This window comes from Pseudosulfitobacter koreensis (assembly GCF_024733015.1).
GTDB lineage: Bacteria > Pseudomonadota > Alphaproteobacteria > Rhodobacterales > Rhodobacteraceae > Pseudosulfitobacter > Pseudosulfitobacter koreensis.
In genome coordinates, this window is sequence record NZ_JANKJG010000007.1 from 31071 (window position 1) to 50206 (window position 19136).

Genomic DNA, 19136 nt, shown 5'->3' on the forward strand with positions numbered 1-19136 from the left:
AGCGCGCTCACAGCGGTATCCTGATCCAGAAATCGCTGCCTTCGCCGACCGCCGAATGCAGACCGACCGTGGCGTTCATCTGCTCGGCCATCGCCTTGGCGATGGACAGGCCCAGCCCGGTGCCCCCGATCGAACTGGAATCCGACGAATCCACCCGAAAGAACTTTTCGAAGATCTGCTCGTGCAGCGCGGGGGGGATACCGCAGCCTTCGTCGATGATGTGAATGGTCACGTCCGTCTCGGTGCCTTTGACATCGACCAGAACCTTGCCGTCCGCATCCGAGAACTTGATCGCGTTCGAGATGAAATTCGACATGATCTGAATGAAGCGGTCCCGGTCGATATCCACATCCACCTCCGGCACGTCAGGCGTCAGCGTCAGCGCGATCCGGTGCGTCTCGGCAAAGCCCTGATTGTCGGAAATCACCTGTTCCAGCAGTGGTTTCAACGCGTTGCGGGTGATGTTGAACCGCATGTTGCCGGAAATGGTGCGGTCGATGTCCAGCAGATCGTCGATCAGCGTGCGCAGCCTGTCGCTGTTGCGCAAGGACACCGCGACCATCTTTTCCACCTTTTCGGGCAGGGGGCCGATCAACCCGCTTTCGATCAGCTTCAGCGAGCCCTGGATCGACGTCAGCGGCGTGCGCAATTCGTGGTTGATGGTCGAGATGAACTCCTTGGTCATCCGCTCGACACGTTTGCGTTCGGTGATATCGCGCGCGATGGCCACGAACAGCCGCTCGTTGTTGCGCTGCACCTCGGCAAAGGCGAATTCGAGGGGGAAATCCACGCCCGACTTGCGCCGTCCCTGAATTTCATGCGCCTCGCGCCGCTGCGCCTCGGTCTGGTGCGAGAACTCAAGGTAAAGCTGCTTGAGCACATCCTTCTGGTCCTCGTGGAACAGAACCCCGAAATGTTTGCCCATCACCTCGGCCTCCGAGTGGCCGAACATGTTCTGCGCCGCCGCGTTGAAGGACCGTATGCGCCCCTTCATGTCCACGGTGATGATCCCGTCGACGATGTGGTTCAGGACCGTCTCGGCGTGCTGGGCCAGCTCCCTGACCTCCTGCTCCTTGCGGCGATCCTCTGTCACGTCAAAGTTCACGCCGGTGATCCGCGCGGGCGCGCCTTCCTTGTCGTAGATGATCTTCGAGACGCTCTTGACGATCCGCTCGCCGCGCGTGCTGTGGTTCACCCGGTATTCGTCGGCCAATATGCCCTTTGCCGGGTCGCGCGCCGCTTCGAACAACTGGTCGTTGCGCGGCACGTCGTCGGGGTGCAGACAACTTTTCCACCGTGCGGCGTTGATCTCGGTGCCGCGCGGGACGCCGTAGATGTCATAGACCGTGTCATCCCAGGTCGTCTCGTCGCTCTTGATGTTCCATTCCCAGACGCCGATGTGCCCGGTTTCCAGCGCCAGCCCCAGCCGTTCCAGCGTGCGTTCCAGAACGTCCGAACTGGTCTTGCGGTCGGTGATGTCCGACACGATCGCCATGAACCCGGTAAAGGCACCATTGTCATTCAGCGGGCTGCAGGTCACCGAAACCCAGATCTCGTCGCCCGCGCGCGTATAGGTCAGGAATTCGGCTTCGAACTTCTCGCGGTTGTTGAACGCCTTGCGGATCTGCGCGACGGTGACCGGGCTGGATTTGGCGCCAAAGAACAGATCGCCGGGGATCTTGCCCTTTACCTCTTCGGGCGCATAGCCCGAAATGCGCGTAAAGCCGTCGTTGACCCAGTCGATCTGTCCGTCGATATCGGTGATCATGATGCCATTGGTCGTCTGGCTTGCCACCTGCGAAAGCCGCGTCAGTTCACCGGCGCGCACCCGCACGCGGTCTTCCAGCGTGTCCTTGAGATGCGAAAGCGCGGCAAAGTCCTTTACGATATGGGTGCTCATTTCCTGCAGCGCATTCGATAGCATATCGTACTCGATGATATTGCTCTTGGGAAACTGCGGCGGTCTTGGATCGCCCGAGGCGACCGCCTGCGTCACCGAATTGCCCAGTTGCGCCAGATTGCGCAGCGACCGGGTGGTCAGTTGGCTGAGCAACTGCGCCAGAACGGTCGACAGCAGCATGATCGCCGCCAGCACCATCATCGCGGTCTTGCTGTAGTGCGTTAGCCTCGCGATCAGCGGCGCAACCGGATATTCCGCTGCGATGATATGCTGCGCCCCCGCCGCCGTTCCAGCCAACGTCACCGGCAGGAAGGTGACGTACCGGCTGTCTTGCGTGCGCTTCATCACGGCCATATCGCCCTGCGGCTCCCACGTCTGCATCTGCGCGCGCGGGTCGGGCGGCACATCGCCAATGCTGTAAAGCGCGCCGGTCGATGCGATCAGATTGCCCCCCGCGTCCAGCAGGCCGAACACCACATCGCCCTGCAATTCCACCAGCGCATTGACCCTGACCGACGCTGCGCGCAGCGCGATCTGGGTGGCTTCGGGCGTGGCCGCACCCTCCGACGCTTCCTCCAGCTCCTCGCGGGTCAGCGCCAGCATCAACTGCAGGCTTTCGGAAATCTTCGCCTCTTCCGAGGCATACAGATTGCGGCTGCCCGGCACGATCAGCGCCACGCCGATCACCGTGACCAGAAACATCAGAACCGCGAACACGATGCCGGTATAGGACACGCGCGTCGGTCTGAACCAATGGCTGAGCGGGCTGAGCGTGATGCCGACCACGATGAAGGTGGCGATGGTCGCATTCATCACGCCATTGGCGGATTGCTTCAACGCGATCATGAACGCCGTATCAAACGGCAGATCCAGCACGAAGCGATACACCAAAAGCACCAGCGGGCCGCCGACCAGCACCCAAAACGCCGCATCCGACAGCGCCATATTTCTCAAACGGCGGGTCGCAAGGCTGACAAAGATCACCTCGCACAGCATCACCGCCAGCACATAGGGGTGGCCCCAGTTCAGCCAGGTAAAGGCTCCGCCAGCAAAGGCCACCGCCAGCGCGGGCACCAAACCCAGAAAGCGCAGGGCCAGCAGGGTTGCCACAGAGCCAAAGATAAAGGCCACCGAGAACGAAATCTGCAAATCGGTGTAATTGCCGACAATCGCGGCAATCATCAGCACAACGGTCGCGGCCACGGTCTGCATGGCGCTCGGCGAATTGATTGGGCTCATCTGGAACTCGGCCTCAAAAGTCTCATTTATTATTCTTCATCAATTCTGTCGGCTGGAAAGCGCCAAGGGTCGTTCAAATCGTGCGGATTCTGAATGTGCCAACGCGGCGGCATGGTCGGCTGTTGACAGAACCTGCTCGGATAAGTGGAAACATTTCCTTGGGATAGCGGCAACTGTTGCTTAAAGCAAGACAGCGCAGGGTTGATTAAAACGGATTAAATACGCGTCACGAAAACGCTCTGGTACAGCATTTCTGCCGGAACCTGGGAATCAAGGAATGCAATGTCATAGGCATCGCGCCCCACGGCGATGATCGCGGTGGAATCGGCGCTGCACATCCCCGTGGCGTCTACCATGTGCCAGTCTCCGTCCAGCCAGACCTCGGCGATGGCATGGAAGTCGGGCGGCATGATGTCGGGGCTATAGGCCGCGACCATCCGCGCCGGGATCTGTGCGGCCCGCACCATCGTGCACATCAGGTGGGCATAGTCGCGGCACACGCCCTGACGCCCCGCAAAGGTTTCCAGCACGTTGGTGTCCGCATCCGAACTGCCGGGCACATAGGTCAGGTTGGCCTCGATCCAGCTGCGCATCGCGGCGACCTTCTGACCGCCCTGCAGATTGCCAAAGCGTTTCTCGACGAACGCCCCGAACTTGTCGGACTGGCAATAGCGCGAGGGCCGCAGGTACGGTGCCACCTCGGCAGGGATCAGATGCACGGGAACCGCGCTCAACCGCTCCAATGCGACGGGCTGGCGGGTCACGTCCACCTGTGCTTTGTAGCTCATGCTCAGCTCGTTCCACGGCACCTGCGCCCAGACCCGCTGACCCACGCCGGAATCGCCCGCAATGCGGTTGATCGGAATATCCCCGACATAAAGGTTTTCATAGGTGACCGTCTGGCCTGCGCATTTCGCGGCTTCGATGGTCAGGAAAATCGTGTTGGGCCGCGTGAAACGGTATTGCATCGCAACGTCGATCTGAATGCGCATCCGGTTGTCCCTCTGGCCATGAGTGCAGCTTGGCCGTGCAGACGGCGCTGGATCCCAACATAAACTGCGGCGCGCGGAATGCGAGCAAACAGGCAAGACTGCGCAACCTGCCGTGTCAGGGTGTTGCATTACGGACGAGGCGCCCGATAGTGATCCCGCACCACAAGGAGACGCCCAGGCAATGAATTGCGATCTGACGACGCACCCGCAGGCCCCGGTCTGCCCCGGCCGGGCCGCGCTGCGATGACGCGCATCCTTGTCACCGGCGGCACCGGGTTTGTCGGACTGCCCGTGGTGCAAAAGCTGGTCGCCGCAGGCCATGACGTCACCTGCGTGATCCGCGAAGGATCGGCAGACAGGCTTGAGGGGGCGGATGTGCGCATCGTCCCCTGCGAGGACGTCTTTGCGCAAAGCCCTGCGTGGTGGGCCGAAACCTTGCAAGGCATCGACACGCTGGTGCATCTGGCATGGTACGCCGAGCCGGGCAAATACCTGACATCCGGGCGGAACCTGGATTGCGTGGCAGGCACGCTGGCCATGGCCAGAGGGGCCGCAGGCCTGCGCCGGTTTGTCGGGGCGGGCACCTGTTTCGAATACGATCTCAGCGTGGGAACCCTGTCCGTTGACACGCCCCTCGCACCGCAAACCCCCTATGCCGCCGCCAAGGTCGCGACCTTCACCATGCTGACCGCGTGGTGCGAAACGGCGGGCATCGCCTTCCTCTGGGCGCGGCTTTTCTATCTGCACGGCCCGCGCGAGGACGCGCGGCGTCTGGTCCCGCAGCTGCACGACAAGCTGGGGCGCGGTGTGCCGGTGGACCTGACCGCCGGCACCGCGCTGCGCGACTATACCGAAGTCGGGCAGGCGGCGGACATGCTGGTGCGCGACATCACCGCAGGCAGGGTGGGTGCCACCAACATCTGCAGCGGCCGGGGCGTGACCATCCGGGCATTGGCCGAAAGCATCGCCGACACCTACGGACGCCGCGATCTTTTGAACTTTGGCGCGTATCCTGACAACCTGACCGACCCGCCGGTGGTCGTTGGGGTCAGAACCGAAGCATGACGTCTGCTCCCGAACGCACCAGCGTCGGGTGTGACACATGTGCGCGCTGCCACGGGCTATTGCGTCGCAGCCCTGCGAAGAGAGTGGCAGAGGGCCGCGTTTCGGCATATTGTGTCCGCTCTGCCCGTTTGCAGGCCGTCCGCTGTGCGGCGGGCGCTCGATTGAGGGATAACCGTATCCTGTTCACAGTGTTCGCGTGCCGCGCCACCGTCGAGGCGGCGGATGATCCTGCGTTCCCATGCTCTGACCTGAAAGTTAACCGATGAATATGCTAAAGATCGTTGCGGTGCCGATGCACAAGGAAGGCCGCAAATTCGTGGCCATCTTCGCCGCCCTGTCCGTGATCCTGGGATTGCTCTGGCAGCCCCTGTTCTGGATCGGCGCGGGCCTGACCGTCTGGTGCTATTACTTTTTTCGCAACCCGGTGCGAATGATCCCGCAACAGCCGGGACTGATCGTGTCGCCCGCCGACGGCATCGTCTCGCTGGTTCAGGACGCCGTCCCCGAAGAGGCGCTGGGCCTCGGCTCCGAGCCGCTGACGCGGGTGTCGGTTTTCATGAACGTGTTCAACTGCCACGTGAACCGCGCCCCGATGGCGGGCAAGATCACCCATATCGTCTATCGTCACGGCAAGTTCGTGAATGCCTCGCTGGACAAGGCGAGCATCCACAACGAACGCAACAGCCTCTCGATCGAGGCCCCCGACGGCACGCGCATCGGCGTGGTGCAGATCGCGGGACTGGTCGCGCGCCGCATCGTCTGCTTTGCCAAGGAAGGTGACAGCACCGAAGTCGGCCACGTCTTTGGCCTGATCCGTTTCGGCAGCCGGTTGGACATCTACCTGCCCAAGGGCGTCTTGCCGCAGGTCTGCGTCGGACAGACGGCCGTGGCCGGTGAAACCATCATCGCCGATCTGACCGACCCCACCCGCACACGCGAAGGCATCGCCGTATGACCGACACACCCCGCCTCAAACTGCGCCACATCGTGCCCAGCATGGTCACCGTCTTCGCGATCTGTGCAGGCATGACCTCGCTTCGGATGAGCCTCGATGGCCGCATCGAGATGTCGCTCTATTTCGTCCTGATCGCGGTGTTCCTCGACGCCGCCGACGGCAAGCTCGCGCGCTTTCTCGACAGCGCCAGCCCCTTCGGCGCCGAACTCGACACGCTGGCTGATTTCTTCAACTTCGGGATCGTGCCGGGCATCCTGCTCTACAACACGCTCTATCTTGGGACCGAACATGCCAGCGTGGGCTTTCTTGCCTGTCTGGTGCTGGCGGTCTGCTGCGCGCTGCGGCTGGCGCGCTTTAACCTGTCGGTCAAGGTCACCGATGTCTCGATGAAGAAAGATGACCATTTTGTCGGTGTTCCGGCCCCCGCACTGGCCTGCCTCGCGCTGATGCCGGTCTTCATCGAGCTTTGGGGCTGGCCCGAAACCGATTTCCCGTTCCTGCGCGCCGCCTATATCATCGGCGTCGGTCTGCTGGCGATCAGCACGATCCCCACGATCTCGATCAAGCACGCCAGCATCAAACGCGCGCACCTGTCGTTTGCACTGGTGGGCGTGGTCGCCCTGATGGTCTGCCTGATGGTCTATCCCTGGCCGACACTGATCGTGGCAAACTGCCTCTATCTGGCGTCACTGCCGTATTCGTACTGGAAGCAGGAGAAGTCTTAGGGGGTAAAGTGGCTCCACTGACAACGGTGAGACGCCGCGCAACATAGGGCGGCGCCCGCCCGTCGTGCTGAAAGCACGCCTTTGGCCGGCGGCACTGCGTGCCTTGATTCCAGGCTTGGAGGTTGGCTGCTAAGCCCCCTCAAGCCACCCGCTGCCCCTCGGACCATACCGCCTGCACCAGCGGCGCGCCTTCCAGCACGCCAAAGCGGATCAGATCCGCCCGCTTGCCCACTGCGATCTCGCCCCGATCCATCAACCCGACCGACCGCGCAGGCGTCGCGGTCACAGTCGCAATCGCACGCGCCATGTCGCCCCACATATCCGCCAGCTGCACCGCCGCCTGCAACAGCGCCGCAGGCACATAGTCCGACGACACGATGTCCAGCAATCCGGCCTCGGCCAATTCCTGCGCCGCCACGTTCCCCGAATGCGACCCGCCGCGCACCAGATTGGGCGCGCCCATGATGGTGGCAATCCCCGACGCACGACACGCCTCAGCCGCCTCGACCGTCGTGGGAAACTCCGCAATCGCCACGCCGTGCGCATGGCTTGCGGCCACCTGATCGGCGGTGGTGTCGTCGTGGCTCGCCAGCGTCGCGCCATAGCGCGTGGCCGCCGCAACCGCCGCCGCCTCGTGCTTGGCCCCCAGCTCGGCCTGCAACCCGTAGAGAAACGCCACGTATTCCGCGAACCCCTCGGCCTCCATGTTGTGCTTGCCGCGCACGTAGGTCTCGAACTTCGACACGTCGCGAAACTGCCGCTGCCCCGGCGTGTGGTCCATCAGCGACACGATCCCCACCTTGTCGTCGGCCCCGAACTCGTCCAGCTCCTCGGCCAGCGTCTCCGAACAGATCTCGGCGCGCAGGTGGATGTGGTGGCTGATCTTCAGCGCCCCCCGATTGCGCATGTCCAATATCTCGTCGGCCATCTGGCGCGCATATTTGCCATAGCGCTTCTGATCCCCCGACAGGATCGACCCCACGCGAATGGCATCGAACACCGTGGTGATGCCGGTGCCCGCCAGTTCGCGGTCATGGGCGATGATGGCGGCACGGTGCGGCCAGTCGACCTTGGGGCGGGGCACCATATGCCGTTCCAGATTGTCGGTGTGCAGCTCGATCAGCCCCGGCGCCACGAAATCGCCGCCGCAGTCCAGCGCGCCGGGCACCGCCGTGCCCCCTGCGGCCACATCCACGATCTTGCCTGCGCGCAACACCACGGTTCCGGTGATCACATCGGCGGGCAGCACCACGCGGGCATTGGTCAATACGGTTTCCTGGGTCATGTCAGTGTCACGTCTTTCTGTGGATACAGGGCGGCAAGCGCCCGCTTTACGGTCTCGGCCAGCGGGCCCGAATTGTCGATATGTATCGCGTCGATGCCGCCTGGCAGGGCAAAGCCCGCCCGCGCCAGCCGCGCGTCGATCTCGCTGCCGTCCTCGCGCCCGCGCGCCATCAGCCGCGCGCGCAGCACTGCGGGGCTGGCGGTCAGCAGCAGCACCGGCATCGGCCCAAAGCGCGCCCGCGCCGCGCCCAGCACGTCGCGCGACAGGTTCACCAGCAGGTCGCGCCCCTGTGCCAGCTCTGCGTCCACCTCGGCGGGAATGCCATAGCGCAGCCCGTGCGCCTGCCAGCTCAGCGCGAATGCGCCTGCCGACTGCATCCCCAGAAACATCGGCACGCTGACCGCGTCGTAATCTTCGCCGCCCGCATCCGCGTCGCGGGTGATGACCCTGCGCACCAGCGACAGCTCAGGTGCCGCATCGACCAGCGCCTGCATCACGGTGTCCTTGCCCACGCCCGATGGACCCACGACGGCGATCATCCGTCCCGTCATGTGTCAGCCTTCGGCGTAAACGCCGCCGCATCAATTACCCGGTCACAGACACGGTCCCGCGCCGCCTCGTCATGGAAGATACCCACGATCGCCGCCCCGCGCGCCTTGGCCTCTTCGATCAGCGACAGCACCACCTCGCGGTTGGTCACGTCCAGACTGGCGGTCGGCTCGTCCAGAAGCAGCGCGGGATAATCATAGGAAAAGCCGCGCGCGATGTTCACCCGCTGCTGCTCGCCGCCCGAAAACGTGGTGGGGCTCAGACCCCACAGTCGCTCGGGGATGTTCAGACGCGCCAGCAGCTCGCGTGCCCGCGCCTCTGCCGTCGCGCGGTCGTGCCCGGTCCGCAACAGCGGCTCGGCCACCACGTCCAGCGTCGACACACGCGGCACCACCCGCAGGAACTGGCTGACATAGCCCAGCGTCTCGCGCCGCAGCGCCAGTATCTCGCGCGGCTGGGCCGTGGCCACATCCACGCCACCGATGCGGATATGTCCCGACGCGGCAAGGTAATTGCCGTAAAGCATCCGCATCAGCGTGGATTTCCCCGCCCCCGACGCCCCGATCAGCCCGACACATTCGCCGCGCGCCACATCGAACGCAGCCCCCTCCATCACTGGAATGACGGTGCCGCCCTGATTGTGCAGGGTAAAGGACTTGGACAGGTTCTCGACTTGGATCATTTTGTTAACCTAATGTTAATAAATAGAAAAGGTTTCGCCACGAAACCTCACACCTGCAACACCGAAGACACCAGCAGCTGCGTATAGGCATGCTGCGGATCGTCCAGTACCTGATCGGTCAGCCCGGTCTCGACCACGTGCCCGTCCTTCATCACCATCAGCCGGTCGGCCAGCAGCCGCACGACGGCCAGATCATGCGTGACGATGATGGCGCTCAACCCCATCTCGCGCACCAGCCCGCGCAAAAGATCCAGCAGACGCGCCTGCACGCTGACATCAAGGCCCCCCGTCGGCTCGTCCATGAACACCAGACGCGGCCCGGTGACCAGATTGCGCGCGATCTGCAACCGCTGCTGCATACCCCCCGAAAAGGCGGTGGGGCGGTCGTCGATCCGGTCGGCGGCAATCTCGACGCGGCCCAGCCAGTCGGTCGCAGTGTCGCGGATCTGCCCGTAATGGCGCGCACCCACGGCCATCAGCCGCTCGCCCACGTTGCCGCCTGCACTCACGTTCATCCGCAGCCCGTCGCGGGCATGCTGGTGAACGAAGGCCCAGTCGGTGCGCCCCAGCATCCGCCGCTCGGGCTCGCGCATGGTGACGGTGTCGCGCAGGCCGTCGGTCTTGGTGTCAAAGCGTACGGCACCGGCGTCGGGGGTCAGATGCCCTGCCAGACAGTTCAGCAGCGTCGACTTGCCCGACCCGCTTTCGCCCACGATCCCCATGACCTCGCCGGGGAACAGGTCAAAGGACACGTCCTTGCATCCCACCCGCGCGCCATAGAATTTGGCGATGTTCTCAACCTGCAAAAGCGGTGTCATGCCGCGTCCTCCCCAAGCGGTACGCCTTGTGCGCCCACATGCCCTGCCTTGCGGCGGGTGCTGCAATAATCGGTGTCCGAACACATGAACAAACGCCCGCCTGCGTCGTCGACGATCAACTCGTCCAGATAGCTGTCCTCGGCCCCGCACAGGTCGCAGGCATGGTCCGCCTTGCTCGCCTCGAAGGGGAAATCCTCGAAATCCAGACTGACCACCTTGGCATAGGGCGGCACCGCATAGATCCGCTGTTCGCGCCCCGCTCCGAAAAGCTGGATTGCCGCCATCTCCAGCTTGGGGTTGTCAAATTTGGGAATGGGCGAGGGGTCCATCACATAGCGCCCCTCGACCTTCACCGGATAGGCATAGGACGTGGCAATCGCGCCGTGCTGGCTGATGTCCTCATAAAGTTTCACGTGCATCAGCCCGTATTCTTCCAGACTGTGCATCTTGCGCGTCTCGACCTCGGAGGGCTCCAGAAACCGCAGCGGTTCGGGGATCGGCACCTGATAGACCAGGATCTGATCCGCGCGCAGCACTTCTTCGGGAATGCGGTGCCGGGTCTGGATCACGCTGGCCTCGGCCGTGGCCTCGGTCACCGCCACCCCGGCGGTCTTCTCGAAAAACCGCCGGATCGACACGGCATTGGTGGTGTCGTCGGCGCCCTGATCAATCACCTTGAACGTATCATCGGGCGTCAGTACCGCCGCCGACACCTGCACCCCGCCCGTGCCCCAGCCGTAAGGCATCGGCATCTCGCGGCTGGCAAAGGGCACCTGATACCCCGGTATCGCCAGCCCCTTGAGGATCGCACGCCGGATCATCCGCTTGGTCTGCTCGTCCAGATAGGCAAAGTTATAATCGCTCATTCTGCTGCCCCTTCTTTCATCTTGCCGGATAAATTCCCGCCGGAGGCTCCCGCACTCTCGGACGGCGCAGCGTTATTGGCCTCGGCCTCACGCCGCAGCTTGCGGATCAACTCCAGTTCCGACTGGAAATCGACGTAATGGGGCAGCTTGATATGCTCCAGAAACCCCGTCGCCTGGATGTTGTCGGCATGATACAACACGAATTCCTCGTCCTGCGCAGGCGCGCCGAGGTTGTCTTCGCCCAGCTCCTTCCAGCGCAGCGCGCGGTCCACCAGGGCCATCGAAATCGCCTTGCGTTCGGACATGCCGAACACCAGCCCATAGCCGCGCGTGAACTGCGGCGGCTGGGTCTTCGAGCCCTGGAACTGGTTCACGGTCTCGCATTCGGTCACGTCGATCTCGCCGATCTCGATGGCAAAGCCCAGTTCGGGGATGTCCATCTCGACCGCCACAGTGCCGATGCGCAATTCGGCCACGAAGGCGTGGTTGCGCGCGTAGCCACGCTGCGTCGAATAGGCCATGCCAAGGATGAACCCCTCGTCGCCCCGCGCCAGCGCCTGCAGGCGCAGATCGCGCGTCGCGGGCAGTTCCAGCGGCGTGCGCGTCAGGTCAGGCGGGGTGGTATCGCTGTCGGTCTCGGGCTGGATCAGCCCCTCGCGGTCGAGAAAGCTCATGATATGCGGCGTCTGCGCGGTGCCGGCTTCGACCTCGGCGGCGGCGGGCACTTCACCTTCGGCGGCCAGTTTGAAATCCAGCAGCCGGTGTGTGTAGTCAAAGGTCGGACCCAGCATCTGCCCGCCGGGCGCGTCCTTGAACGTCGCCGACACGCGGCGGTCGCAGGTCATCGCGCCGGTGTCGATGGGCACCGACCCGCCAAAGCGCGGCAGGGTGGTGCGATAGGCACGGATCAGGAAGATCGCCTCGATCAGATCGCCGCGCGACTGCTTGATCGCCAGCGCCGCCAGATCGGGATCATAAAGCGAGCCCTCGGCCATCACGCGGTTCACGGCCAGCTTCAGCTGTTCGCGGATCTGCGGCACCGACAGTTCCGCGACGGACGCATCGCCGCGCCGCTCTTCGGCGAGCCACGCGTGGGCCGCGTCAATTGCCCGCTCTCCCCCTTTTACGGCTACATACATCAGCTTACCTTCGTGGTTCGGGGCAGGGCGGCCACTTGGTCGCCTGCGGTAAAGATATGGTCGAGGCCAAGGGGGAAGAGTTTGGCATTGGCCTGAAAGGCTGCGCGTTCGGGCAGCGACAGGGTTGCGGTGTCCTTGATGCCGGGGCCGCGCAGGGTCGCGCCATCCTGGCTCAGCCGGTCGCATTCCACGATCAGCGTGGTTGAACGGTCGGGATATTCCGCGGTGCCGATGGGAAAGGGCAGGCCGTTCAGTTCTTCCCATGTGCCCACGGCAAAACTGGCCTCTTCAGGCCCGCAGAACGGCGCGCCGGTGTGGAAGGTGATCCAGTCGCGCACCGCTTTGGTGTCGCGCGAGGGGGCCAGAAACACCGGCGTTTCGGGGTCGCAGAGCGTCAGCAGCACGATGCCCCCCGCCTGTGACAGCGGTGCGGGGGGCGTGCCGCCGGTCACGGTCTCGATCCGGCCCGGCTGTGCCATCACCTGCATGATGCGGCGAAAGGCGTGGGCGGCGTCGATGGGGGCATCGGCAAAGCCGCCGGTCAGTGCGTCGGTCTGCATCAGTCTTCTCCTCTGACCATGGTAAAGAAATCGACCTTGGTCGCGGTAGCCTTGGCGCTGCGGGTGGCGCGGGTCTGCTCCATCCCGGCCTGCAGGGGGGTCAGAACGGCGGCGCGGATGGCATCGGCCTCGGCGGTCTGCATCAGGGCGTCTATCAGCGCCGCGCGCGTCGCCTTGACCTTGTCGCGGCCCTGCACATAGCCGTGGCCGTCCTCGCCCGAGGCCAGCCGCACCGAGGTGCGGGTGACGGTCATTTCGCCAAGGTTGAAGGCGCTGCCGACGGCGCCTGCGCGGCCGCGCACCATGACGCTGCCCACTTCGGGGGTGCGCAGCACGGTGTGGTCGGGGTCGAGTGCGGCATCGGTCCAGAGCGCGTCCAGATCCGCAGCGCTGCAGCGGGCCAGAAGGCTGAGCCAGGCCTTGCGGGCGGCGTTGGGGTCGGTTTTTTCGTTCATGTAGACACCTTGCCGATTTGTCTAGTTTACTATACAACTAGACAAATATATCCGTGATTCTGCCCCGTTCCGCAATCCCCAGCTTTGTGAAGATTTGGTGACACCCCATGGCCCGCACCCCGATCTGGCAGTCGATCGCCACCCATCTGCGCGATGAAATCGCCGCAGGGCAGTTCGCCCAGGGCGACAAGCTGCCGACCGAGGCGGCGCTGTCCGCGCGTTTCGGCGTCAACCGCCACACCGTGCGTCATGCGCTGGGCGCACTGGCGGACGATGGCGTGGTTTATGCGCGGCGCGGGGCCGGTGTGTTCGTAACCCAGGTGCCGACGGATTACCCCATCGGCAAGCGGGTGCGGTTTCACCAGAACCTGACGCTGGCGGGGCGGGTGCCAGCCAAGGAAATTCTGTCGCTGGAAACCCGCAGCGCCACGGCGGTCGAACGCAAGACCCTTGCGCTGGAGGAAGGCGATCTGGTCCACGACTACGAAGGGCTGTCACTGGCCGACGACCAGCCCGTCGCCCTGTTTCGCAGCGTGTTTCCGGCGGCGCGGTTTCCGGGGCTGCCGGGCGATCTGCAGGAGACACGGTCGGTCACGGCTGCATTGCTGCGCGGCGGCGTGGCGGATTACACCCGCGCGTCCACCCGGCTGAAAGCGAAGCTTGCCACGGCGACGCAGGCGCTGCACCTGCGCATCTCGGAGGGCGCTCCGGTGCTGCACACGGCGGGGATCAACGTGGACGCGGAGGGTGTGCCGGTGGAGTTCGGCAACACGTGGTTCGCGGGGGATCGCATCACGCTGACGCTTGAGGGGGAGTGAGGGATCTGCTCTGGGCGGAGAATGGCTGGAGACTGGCTGGAGACTGGCAAAACCGCCTTCACGAAACAGTGGGGGAGCCTTTCCACCCATGCCCATTGCCCCATGTTTTATGGAAACATAGACTATTTGCCCAAGCCATGACGTTCCAACGGAGACTGATATGACACACCCAAAACCTGATCGCCGCAAATTCCTCATGTCCGGTGGTGCCGTGATCGGTGCAGCCGTGGCGACAGGGGCCTCGGGCCTGCTGGTTCCCGCCCGCGCGCAGGGCGTGGCCCCCACGCCAACGATGCGCGGCGGTGCGAACAACTATCGTCCCGGAGCACCGATCGTCGAGCGTATCGGCAACGGCGGGTTCTGGATGGTCGGCACTGTGCGCCGCGCGGGTGATGGCGCGCCCCTTGCAGGACAGCGGATACAGGTCTGGGCGCACACGACCGAAGGGCACGAGCGTGACCCGCAGAGCCACGGCGCAACGCTGACCGACGCGAATGGCGAATTCCGCCTGGAGATGCCGCAGATCGTGCCCGCCTTTGGCCAGCCGCATGGGCATCTGGCCTATGACAGCGCTGATTTCAAAACGGTGTTTCTGCGCCCGATCATGCCGAATGCGGGCGATACCAGCCTGCGCGCCGATTTCGTGCTGGAACCGGTCTGATCGCTGCGCGGCCCATGCGTGCAGTCCTGATCTGGTGCTGTCTGGCGGTCGTGATCGCGGTGCCGCTTGCGGTGGCGGCGACGAGCCCGCTGCTGGCCTGGCGGGACCCCGTTTATATCGCAGCCGGGTTCGCCGGTGCGGCGGCGCTGGCCATAATGCTGCTGCAACCGCTGCTGGCGGGAGGGGTTCTGCCCGGTCTGCCCGCAGTGCGCGGCAGGCGGGTGCACCGCTGGACGGGTATCGCGCTGGTCCTCGCCGTCATCCTCCACGTGGGAGGGCTGTGGCTGACCAGCCCACCGGACGTTGTCGACGCGCTGCTCTTCACCTCGCCGACGCCGTTTTCCGCTTGGGGCGTCGTTGCGATGTGGGCGCTGTTCGGTGCGGCACTGCTGGTCGCGCTGCGGCGGAGGTGGCGCATCCGGCCCCAGGTCTGGCGGCTGGCGCACACGGGCCTTGTGCTGGTGGTTGTGGTCGGCAGCGTGGTGCACGCGATGCTGATCGTGGGCACCATGGGCACGGCGACGAAGACGATGCTGTGTCTTGCGCTGGTTGCGGCCACGCTCAAGGTTGTCATCGACCTGCGCGCCTGGGCCGCGATCAAGCGGCGGCGGTCCTGAGCTTTGGCCTTACGCCTGCTCGTACTTCTCCAGAAACGCTTCGGCCTGTAGCGCACGGAAATCGTCCAGCGTTTCGCGCAGGCGGTCATGCGACCAGTCCCACCATGCCAGCGCCATCATCCGGTCGGCCACACCCTTTGTGTACCGCGCGCGCAGGGGCACGGCGGGGATGCCTGCGACGATCATGTAGGGCGGCACGTCGCGGGTGACGATGGCGCCGCCTGCCACCACGGCGCCGTGGCCGATGGTGACCTGCGGGCGCACCTGTGCGCCATGGCCCAACCATGTGTCGTGGCCGATGGTCGCGCGGCGGGTGCGGCGGTGATCGAACCATGCGGTGTCATGTTCCGCGTCGTCGAAATAGTCGGCAGAGCGGTAGTGAAAGTGGTGCAGGCTGGCCTTGTCCATCGGGTGATCGGTGGCCCCGATGCGCACGCAACTGGCGATGTTGGAGAACTTGCCCACCTCGGCATTGGCGATGTCCGCCATCCGGTCGCAATAGGAATAGTCACCGATCGCACTGTGTGCCACGCGGCTGGCGCGGCCGATTTCGACGTATCGGCCAAAGGTGCTGTCGGTGATCTCGCAGTCGGGGTGCACACATGGCGCATCGGCGGTCAGGCGGGCCATCAGTGGCCGCCCTCGCCGTTGCCCTGGATCAGGCGGCGGCGCAGCCAGCCCGAGAAGCTGTCCATCGCCATCACCATCGCGATGATCAGGATGATGTAATAAGTCACCTCTTCCCAGTCCTTCTGGGTGATGATCGCCTGGGTCAGCAGCAGGCCGATGCCGCCCCCGGTGATCGCGCCGATGATGGTGGCGCTGCGGGTGTTGCTTTCCAGATAGTAGAGCACCTGGCTAAGCAGCACCGGCGTGATTTGCGGGATGACGCCAAATCGGTAGCGTTGCATCGGTTTGGCACCGGTCGAGGCGATGCCTTCGATCTGCTTGTCGTCGACGTTTTCCAGCGCCTCCGAGAAGATCTTGCCGAAGGTGCCGATGTCGGTCAGCATGATCGCCAGCGACCCGGTCAGGGGGCCGGGCCCGAAGGCGCGGCTGAGCACGATGGTCCAGATCAGCCCGTCGACCCCGCGCAGAAAGTCGAACATGCGCCGCGCGGCAAAGCGCAGGCTGCCCAGCGGGGTAAAGTTCTTGGCGGCGATGAAGCCCAGCGGCAGGGCGATCATCGCACCGCCGAAGGTGCCGAGAAAGGCCATCAGGATGGTTTCCGCCAGCGCCCATGCCACATCGGAATGGCGCCACATCTTGTTGGACCAGAAGTCGTTCCAGATCGCGCCGTATTGGCCGCCGGTTGCCAGTTCGGCAAAGCTCTTGCCGTGGAACGGGCTGTCGAGGGTGAAGAAGAACAGCTCCCAGCCGTAGAAATAGCGGAAGACCTCGGTGCGGTTGCGGGTGACGGTCAGGCGGCCTGCGTCGGTGGTGATGGCCACGCGGTTCTTCGAGGCGTTGATCCATTCGGGGATGTCGCCCGCCGGAAAGGTCGCGTTGACGCCGCTGCTGCCGGGGGTGGCGGTGACGGTGCCATAGCCGGGGATGTCGTAGGTTACGGTTTCACCCATCAGGACATACGACCCGTCGGCCAGATCGACGCGGGTGGTGTCGCCCAGATCGACCCAATCGAGGCTGGTGCCTTCGGGGTATTCACCCTTGCGCTCGCCCTCGATCGACACTTCGGTGTCGCCGCTGCGGTTGTCGCGGGCCACGTGGACCTTGTAGCTGTAGGTGTCGGAGACCAGCGTTTGCATGTTGTCGACGCTGACCCGCTCGGACAGGCCGGCCACGTCGAAGGCGAAGAACACATAGGTGAGGTAGGCCATGATCACCGCAGGCGCGGCGAAGGTGGTCAGGCGCTTGCGCGCCAGGGAACGGTCGGCGGTGGCGTAGATGGCAGCGTCGGTCACAGCACGGCCCCTTTGTCTTTATACGCCTTGCCATGGGTCAGGCGGTTGCGGAAATGGCTGGAAATCTGGTCGACGATGATGATCGTGCCGAACAGCAGCAGGAAGATGGCGGCGGCCTCGTCGAACTTGCCCTGGCCCCAGGACATGGTGTTGCGCAGGTCATAGCCGATGCCGCCTGCGCCGACGAAGCCGAGGATGGCCGAGGCGCGGATGTTGATTTCGAACCGCAGCAAGGCATAGCTGAGATAGTTGGGTGCCACTTGCGGGACCACGCCCAGCATCATCTGCTGCATCCACGACCCGCCGGTCGAGGCGAGGCCTTCGACGGGTTTCAGCGATGCGTTTTCATTGACCTCGGAGAAGAGCTTGCCCAATGCGCCGACGGTGTGCAGCGCGATGGCGATCATCGCAGGCACCGGGCCACCGCCCAGCAGGAAGATCAGCACCAGCGCCACGACGATTTCGGGCACGGCGCGCAGCACGTCGAGCAGGCGGCGGACGGGGCCGATCAGCCAGCCCGCAGGCGCAAGACCGCGCGTGGCCAGCATCGAGGCAAAGAGGGCGATCAGCGCGCCGATCAGCGTGGCGGCACCGGCGATGTTGATGGTTTCAAGCAGCGAGGGCAGGTATTTCAACAGGTAGCCGGGCAGCAGGTGGGCGCGCTCGATGGCTTCGCCGACCACATCGGCGGGGAAATCCAGCATCTGCCGCCAGCCGTTCCAGAACCCGCCGGCGTTGCGGGCATCTGCGGTGTAGAACCCCGATACCATCAGTGCGGCGAAGACCAACAGCAGGATCAGGTTCAGCATCCGTTTGTGACGCATCTGGGCAAGATAGTCGGTGCGGATATCGGTGGTGGTCTGCGGGGCGTCTGCTGCGGATGTCATGGCCTGTCCTTCATGAATAGCAGGCCCCGGTGGAAACCGGAGCCTGCGAGAGATTGGCAATCAATTGGGGTTCAATTCGATTTCGCTTTGCGCGCTTCGACGATCGACACATAGGCTTCGTGCGTGATCGGGTCGAAGCCCAGGCTTTCGCCCGCTGCCACGCCGTAGGCGCAGTCGGCGTCAGCTTCGTGCAGGCCGTCGACCAGTGCGGTCATCTTGGCTTTCACGTCCGCAGGCAGAGCCGAGCGCAGAACGACGGGACCTTCTGGGATCGGCTTCGAGCGCCAGATTTCGACCAGATCGTTCATGTCGACCAGACCGGCATCCACGGCCTTGCGCAGTGCGCCCGAGTTATAGCCGTCTTCCCAGTTGCCCTGGCCGTCGGCCCAGGTCACGCCGGCGTCGATGTCGCCTGCGTTCACCGCAACGATGGTCTGCTCGTGGCCACCGGTGAACTTGACTTCACCGAAGTACTTGCCGCTTTCCATGGTGATCTCTTCACCGGCCTGGGGGATCTCGATCGAGGGGATCAGGTAGCCGGAGGTCGAGTTCGGATCGCCGAAACCGAAGACCTTGCCTTGCAGGTCCTGCAGCGAGGTGACGCCGCTGTCGGCGCGGGCGAAACCGATCGAGTGGTAGCCGTAGGAGCCGTCGAGGTTGATCTTGACCAGCACGGGCTCGACCACGTCGGCGTCCTGCAGGTAGACGGCCGCGTAAGCCGATGCGCCCAGCCATGCCATGTCGAGCGTGCCGCCCAGCAGGCCCTGGATCACGCCGTTATAGTCGGCGGGGGCGAAGAGCTTGGTGGGAACGCCCAGCTCTTCGGTCGTGTAGTCGGCCAGACATTGGTAGCTGTTCATGCGGTCCTGGGCGTTTTCGCCACCCAGGATGCCGATGCGGAATTCGGTGATGGGGGTTTCGTCGGCCAGTACGGGTGTGACGAGGGCAGTTGTGGCCAGTGCGGCCGCGAGGATGCGTTTCATAAAATGTCTTCTTTCTTG

Annotated in this window: 20 protein-coding genes; 6 read left to right on the forward strand and 14 right to left on the reverse strand. The window is 64.2% G+C overall.

Annotated elements, in window-relative coordinates; translation table 11 throughout:
* Window positions 1–7: 7 nt before the first annotated feature.
* A complete protein-coding gene (locus tag NTA49_RS10585) occupies window positions 8–3139 on the reverse strand; it encodes a PAS domain S-box protein (protein WP_258294725.1) in 3132 nt (1043 codons plus the stop codon).
* Between the two features lie 215 nt (window positions 3140–3354).
* The gene (locus NTA49_RS10590; protein ID WP_258294726.1) at window positions 3355–4131 is read right to left on the reverse strand and encodes a transglutaminase-like domain-containing protein; all 777 of its coding nucleotides are present in this window, start codon (window positions 4129–4131) and stop codon (window positions 3355–3357) included.
* A 243-nt stretch (window positions 4132–4374) separates the two neighbouring features.
* Between NTA49_RS10590 and NTA49_RS10595 the strand changes: the two genes are divergently transcribed.
* The 3 genes from NTA49_RS10595 to NTA49_RS10605 all read left to right on the forward strand — a co-directional run bounded on the left by NTA49_RS10595 (window position 4375) and on the right by NTA49_RS10605 (window position 6876).
* Window positions 4375–5196 carry an NAD-dependent epimerase/dehydratase family protein gene (locus NTA49_RS10595; protein ID WP_258294727.1) on the forward strand — a complete coding sequence of 274 codons (822 nt, stop codon included), beginning with the start codon at window positions 4375–4377 and terminating at the stop codon, window positions 5194–5196.
* Window positions 5197–5458: 262 nt separating this feature from the next.
* Window positions 5459–6151 (forward strand): phosphatidylserine decarboxylase, encoded by a 693-nt coding sequence (locus NTA49_RS10600; RefSeq protein ID WP_261368259.1) that lies wholly within the window; start codon window positions 5459–5461, stop codon window positions 6149–6151.
* Window positions 6148–6876 carry a CDP-alcohol phosphatidyltransferase family protein gene (locus NTA49_RS10605; protein WP_258294729.1) on the forward strand — a complete coding sequence of 243 codons (729 nt, stop codon included), beginning with the start codon at window positions 6148–6150 and terminating at the stop codon, window positions 6874–6876. Before NTA49_RS10600 ends, NTA49_RS10605 begins: the two co-directional genes overlap by 4 nt.
* 139 nt (window positions 6877–7015) lie before the next feature.
* Here the strand turns inward: NTA49_RS10605 and NTA49_RS10610 are convergent, their stop codons facing one another.
* The 8 genes from NTA49_RS10610 to phnG are packed head-to-tail and all read right to left on the reverse strand — an operon-like array spanning window position 7016 to window position 13230.
* Window positions 7016–8161 carry an alpha-D-ribose 1-methylphosphonate 5-triphosphate diphosphatase gene (locus NTA49_RS10610; protein ID WP_258294730.1) on the reverse strand — a complete coding sequence of 382 codons (1146 nt, stop codon included), beginning with the start codon at window positions 8159–8161 and terminating at the stop codon, window positions 7016–7018.
* On the reverse strand, window positions 8158–8712 hold the full coding sequence (gene phnN, locus NTA49_RS10615) for a phosphonate metabolism protein/1,5-bisphosphokinase (PRPP-forming) PhnN (protein ID WP_258294732.1): 555 nt from the start codon (window positions 8710–8712) through the stop codon (window positions 8158–8160). The genes NTA49_RS10610 and phnN overlap by 4 nt, the downstream gene beginning before the upstream one ends.
* On the reverse strand, window positions 8709–9392 hold the full coding sequence (gene phnL / locus NTA49_RS10620) for a phosphonate C-P lyase system protein PhnL (protein ID WP_258294733.1): 684 nt from the start codon (window positions 9390–9392) through the stop codon (window positions 8709–8711). Before phnL ends, phnN begins: the two co-directional genes overlap by 4 nt.
* 47 nt (window positions 9393–9439) lie before the next feature.
* Complete coding sequence (gene phnK / locus NTA49_RS10625; RefSeq protein WP_258294734.1) at window positions 9440–10210, reverse strand: phosphonate C-P lyase system protein PhnK; 771 nt, start codon at window positions 10208–10210, stop codon at window positions 9440–9442.
* Entirely contained in the window at window positions 10207–11076 is an 870-nt protein-coding gene (locus NTA49_RS10630) for an alpha-D-ribose 1-methylphosphonate 5-phosphate C-P-lyase PhnJ (protein ID WP_258294735.1), read from the reverse strand. Before NTA49_RS10630 ends, phnK begins: the two co-directional genes overlap by 4 nt.
* Entirely contained in the window at window positions 11073–12215 is a 1143-nt protein-coding gene (locus NTA49_RS10635; RefSeq protein WP_258294736.1) for a carbon-phosphorus lyase complex subunit PhnI, read from the reverse strand. Before NTA49_RS10635 ends, NTA49_RS10630 begins: the two co-directional genes overlap by 4 nt.
* On the reverse strand, window positions 12215–12775 hold the full coding sequence (gene phnH / locus NTA49_RS10640; RefSeq protein ID WP_258294737.1) for a phosphonate C-P lyase system protein PhnH: 561 nt from the start codon (window positions 12773–12775) through the stop codon (window positions 12215–12217). Before phnH ends, NTA49_RS10635 begins: the two co-directional genes overlap by 1 nt.
* Complete coding sequence (gene phnG / locus NTA49_RS10645; protein ID WP_258294738.1) at window positions 12775–13230, reverse strand: phosphonate C-P lyase system protein PhnG; 456 nt, start codon at window positions 13228–13230, stop codon at window positions 12775–12777. The genes phnH and phnG overlap by 1 nt, the downstream gene beginning before the upstream one ends.
* A gap of 107 nt (window positions 13231–13337) precedes the next feature.
* On the opposite strand from phnG, the gene phnF reads away from it, so the two are divergent.
* The 3 genes from phnF (at window position 13338) to NTA49_RS10660 (ending at window position 15326) form a co-directional block, all read left to right on the forward strand.
* Window positions 13338–14048 (forward strand): phosphonate metabolism transcriptional regulator PhnF, encoded by a 711-nt coding sequence (gene phnF / locus NTA49_RS10650; protein WP_258294739.1) that lies wholly within the window; start codon window positions 13338–13340, stop codon window positions 14046–14048.
* Window positions 14049–14208: 160 nt separating this feature from the next.
* Window positions 14209–14709 (forward strand): peptidase associated/transthyretin-like domain-containing protein, encoded by a 501-nt coding sequence (locus NTA49_RS10655; RefSeq protein WP_258294740.1) that lies wholly within the window; start codon window positions 14209–14211, stop codon window positions 14707–14709.
* Between the two features lie 14 nt (window positions 14710–14723).
* Window positions 14724–15326 carry a ferric reductase-like transmembrane domain-containing protein gene (locus NTA49_RS10660; RefSeq protein WP_258294742.1) on the forward strand — a complete coding sequence of 201 codons (603 nt, stop codon included), beginning with the start codon at window positions 14724–14726 and terminating at the stop codon, window positions 15324–15326.
* Window positions 15327–15335: 9 nt separating this feature from the next.
* Here NTA49_RS10660 and NTA49_RS10665 read toward each other — a convergent pair whose 3' ends face one another.
* The 4 genes from NTA49_RS10665 to phnD all read right to left on the reverse strand — a co-directional run bounded on the left by NTA49_RS10665 (window position 15336) and on the right by phnD (window position 19118).
* Complete coding sequence (locus NTA49_RS10665; protein ID WP_258294743.1) at window positions 15336–15956, reverse strand: LbetaH domain-containing protein; 621 nt, start codon at window positions 15954–15956, stop codon at window positions 15336–15338.
* Window positions 15956–17248, reverse strand: a complete 1293-nt coding sequence (gene phnE, locus NTA49_RS10670; RefSeq protein WP_258294744.1) for a phosphonate ABC transporter, permease protein PhnE — start codon at window positions 17246–17248, stop codon at window positions 15956–15958. Before phnE (NTA49_RS10670) ends, NTA49_RS10665 begins: the two co-directional genes overlap by 1 nt.
* A complete protein-coding gene (gene phnE / locus NTA49_RS10675; RefSeq protein ID WP_258294745.1) occupies window positions 17245–18135 on the reverse strand; it encodes a phosphonate ABC transporter, permease protein PhnE in 891 nt (296 codons plus the stop codon). The genes phnE (NTA49_RS10670) and phnE (NTA49_RS10675) overlap by 4 nt, the downstream gene beginning before the upstream one ends.
* 71 nt (window positions 18136–18206) lie before the next feature.
* Window positions 18207–19118: a phosphonate ABC transporter substrate-binding protein gene (phnD, locus tag NTA49_RS10680; protein ID WP_258294746.1), complete on the reverse strand. Its 912-nt coding sequence runs from the start codon at window positions 19116–19118 to the stop codon at window positions 18207–18209.
* Window positions 19119–19136 lie beyond the last annotated feature (18 nt).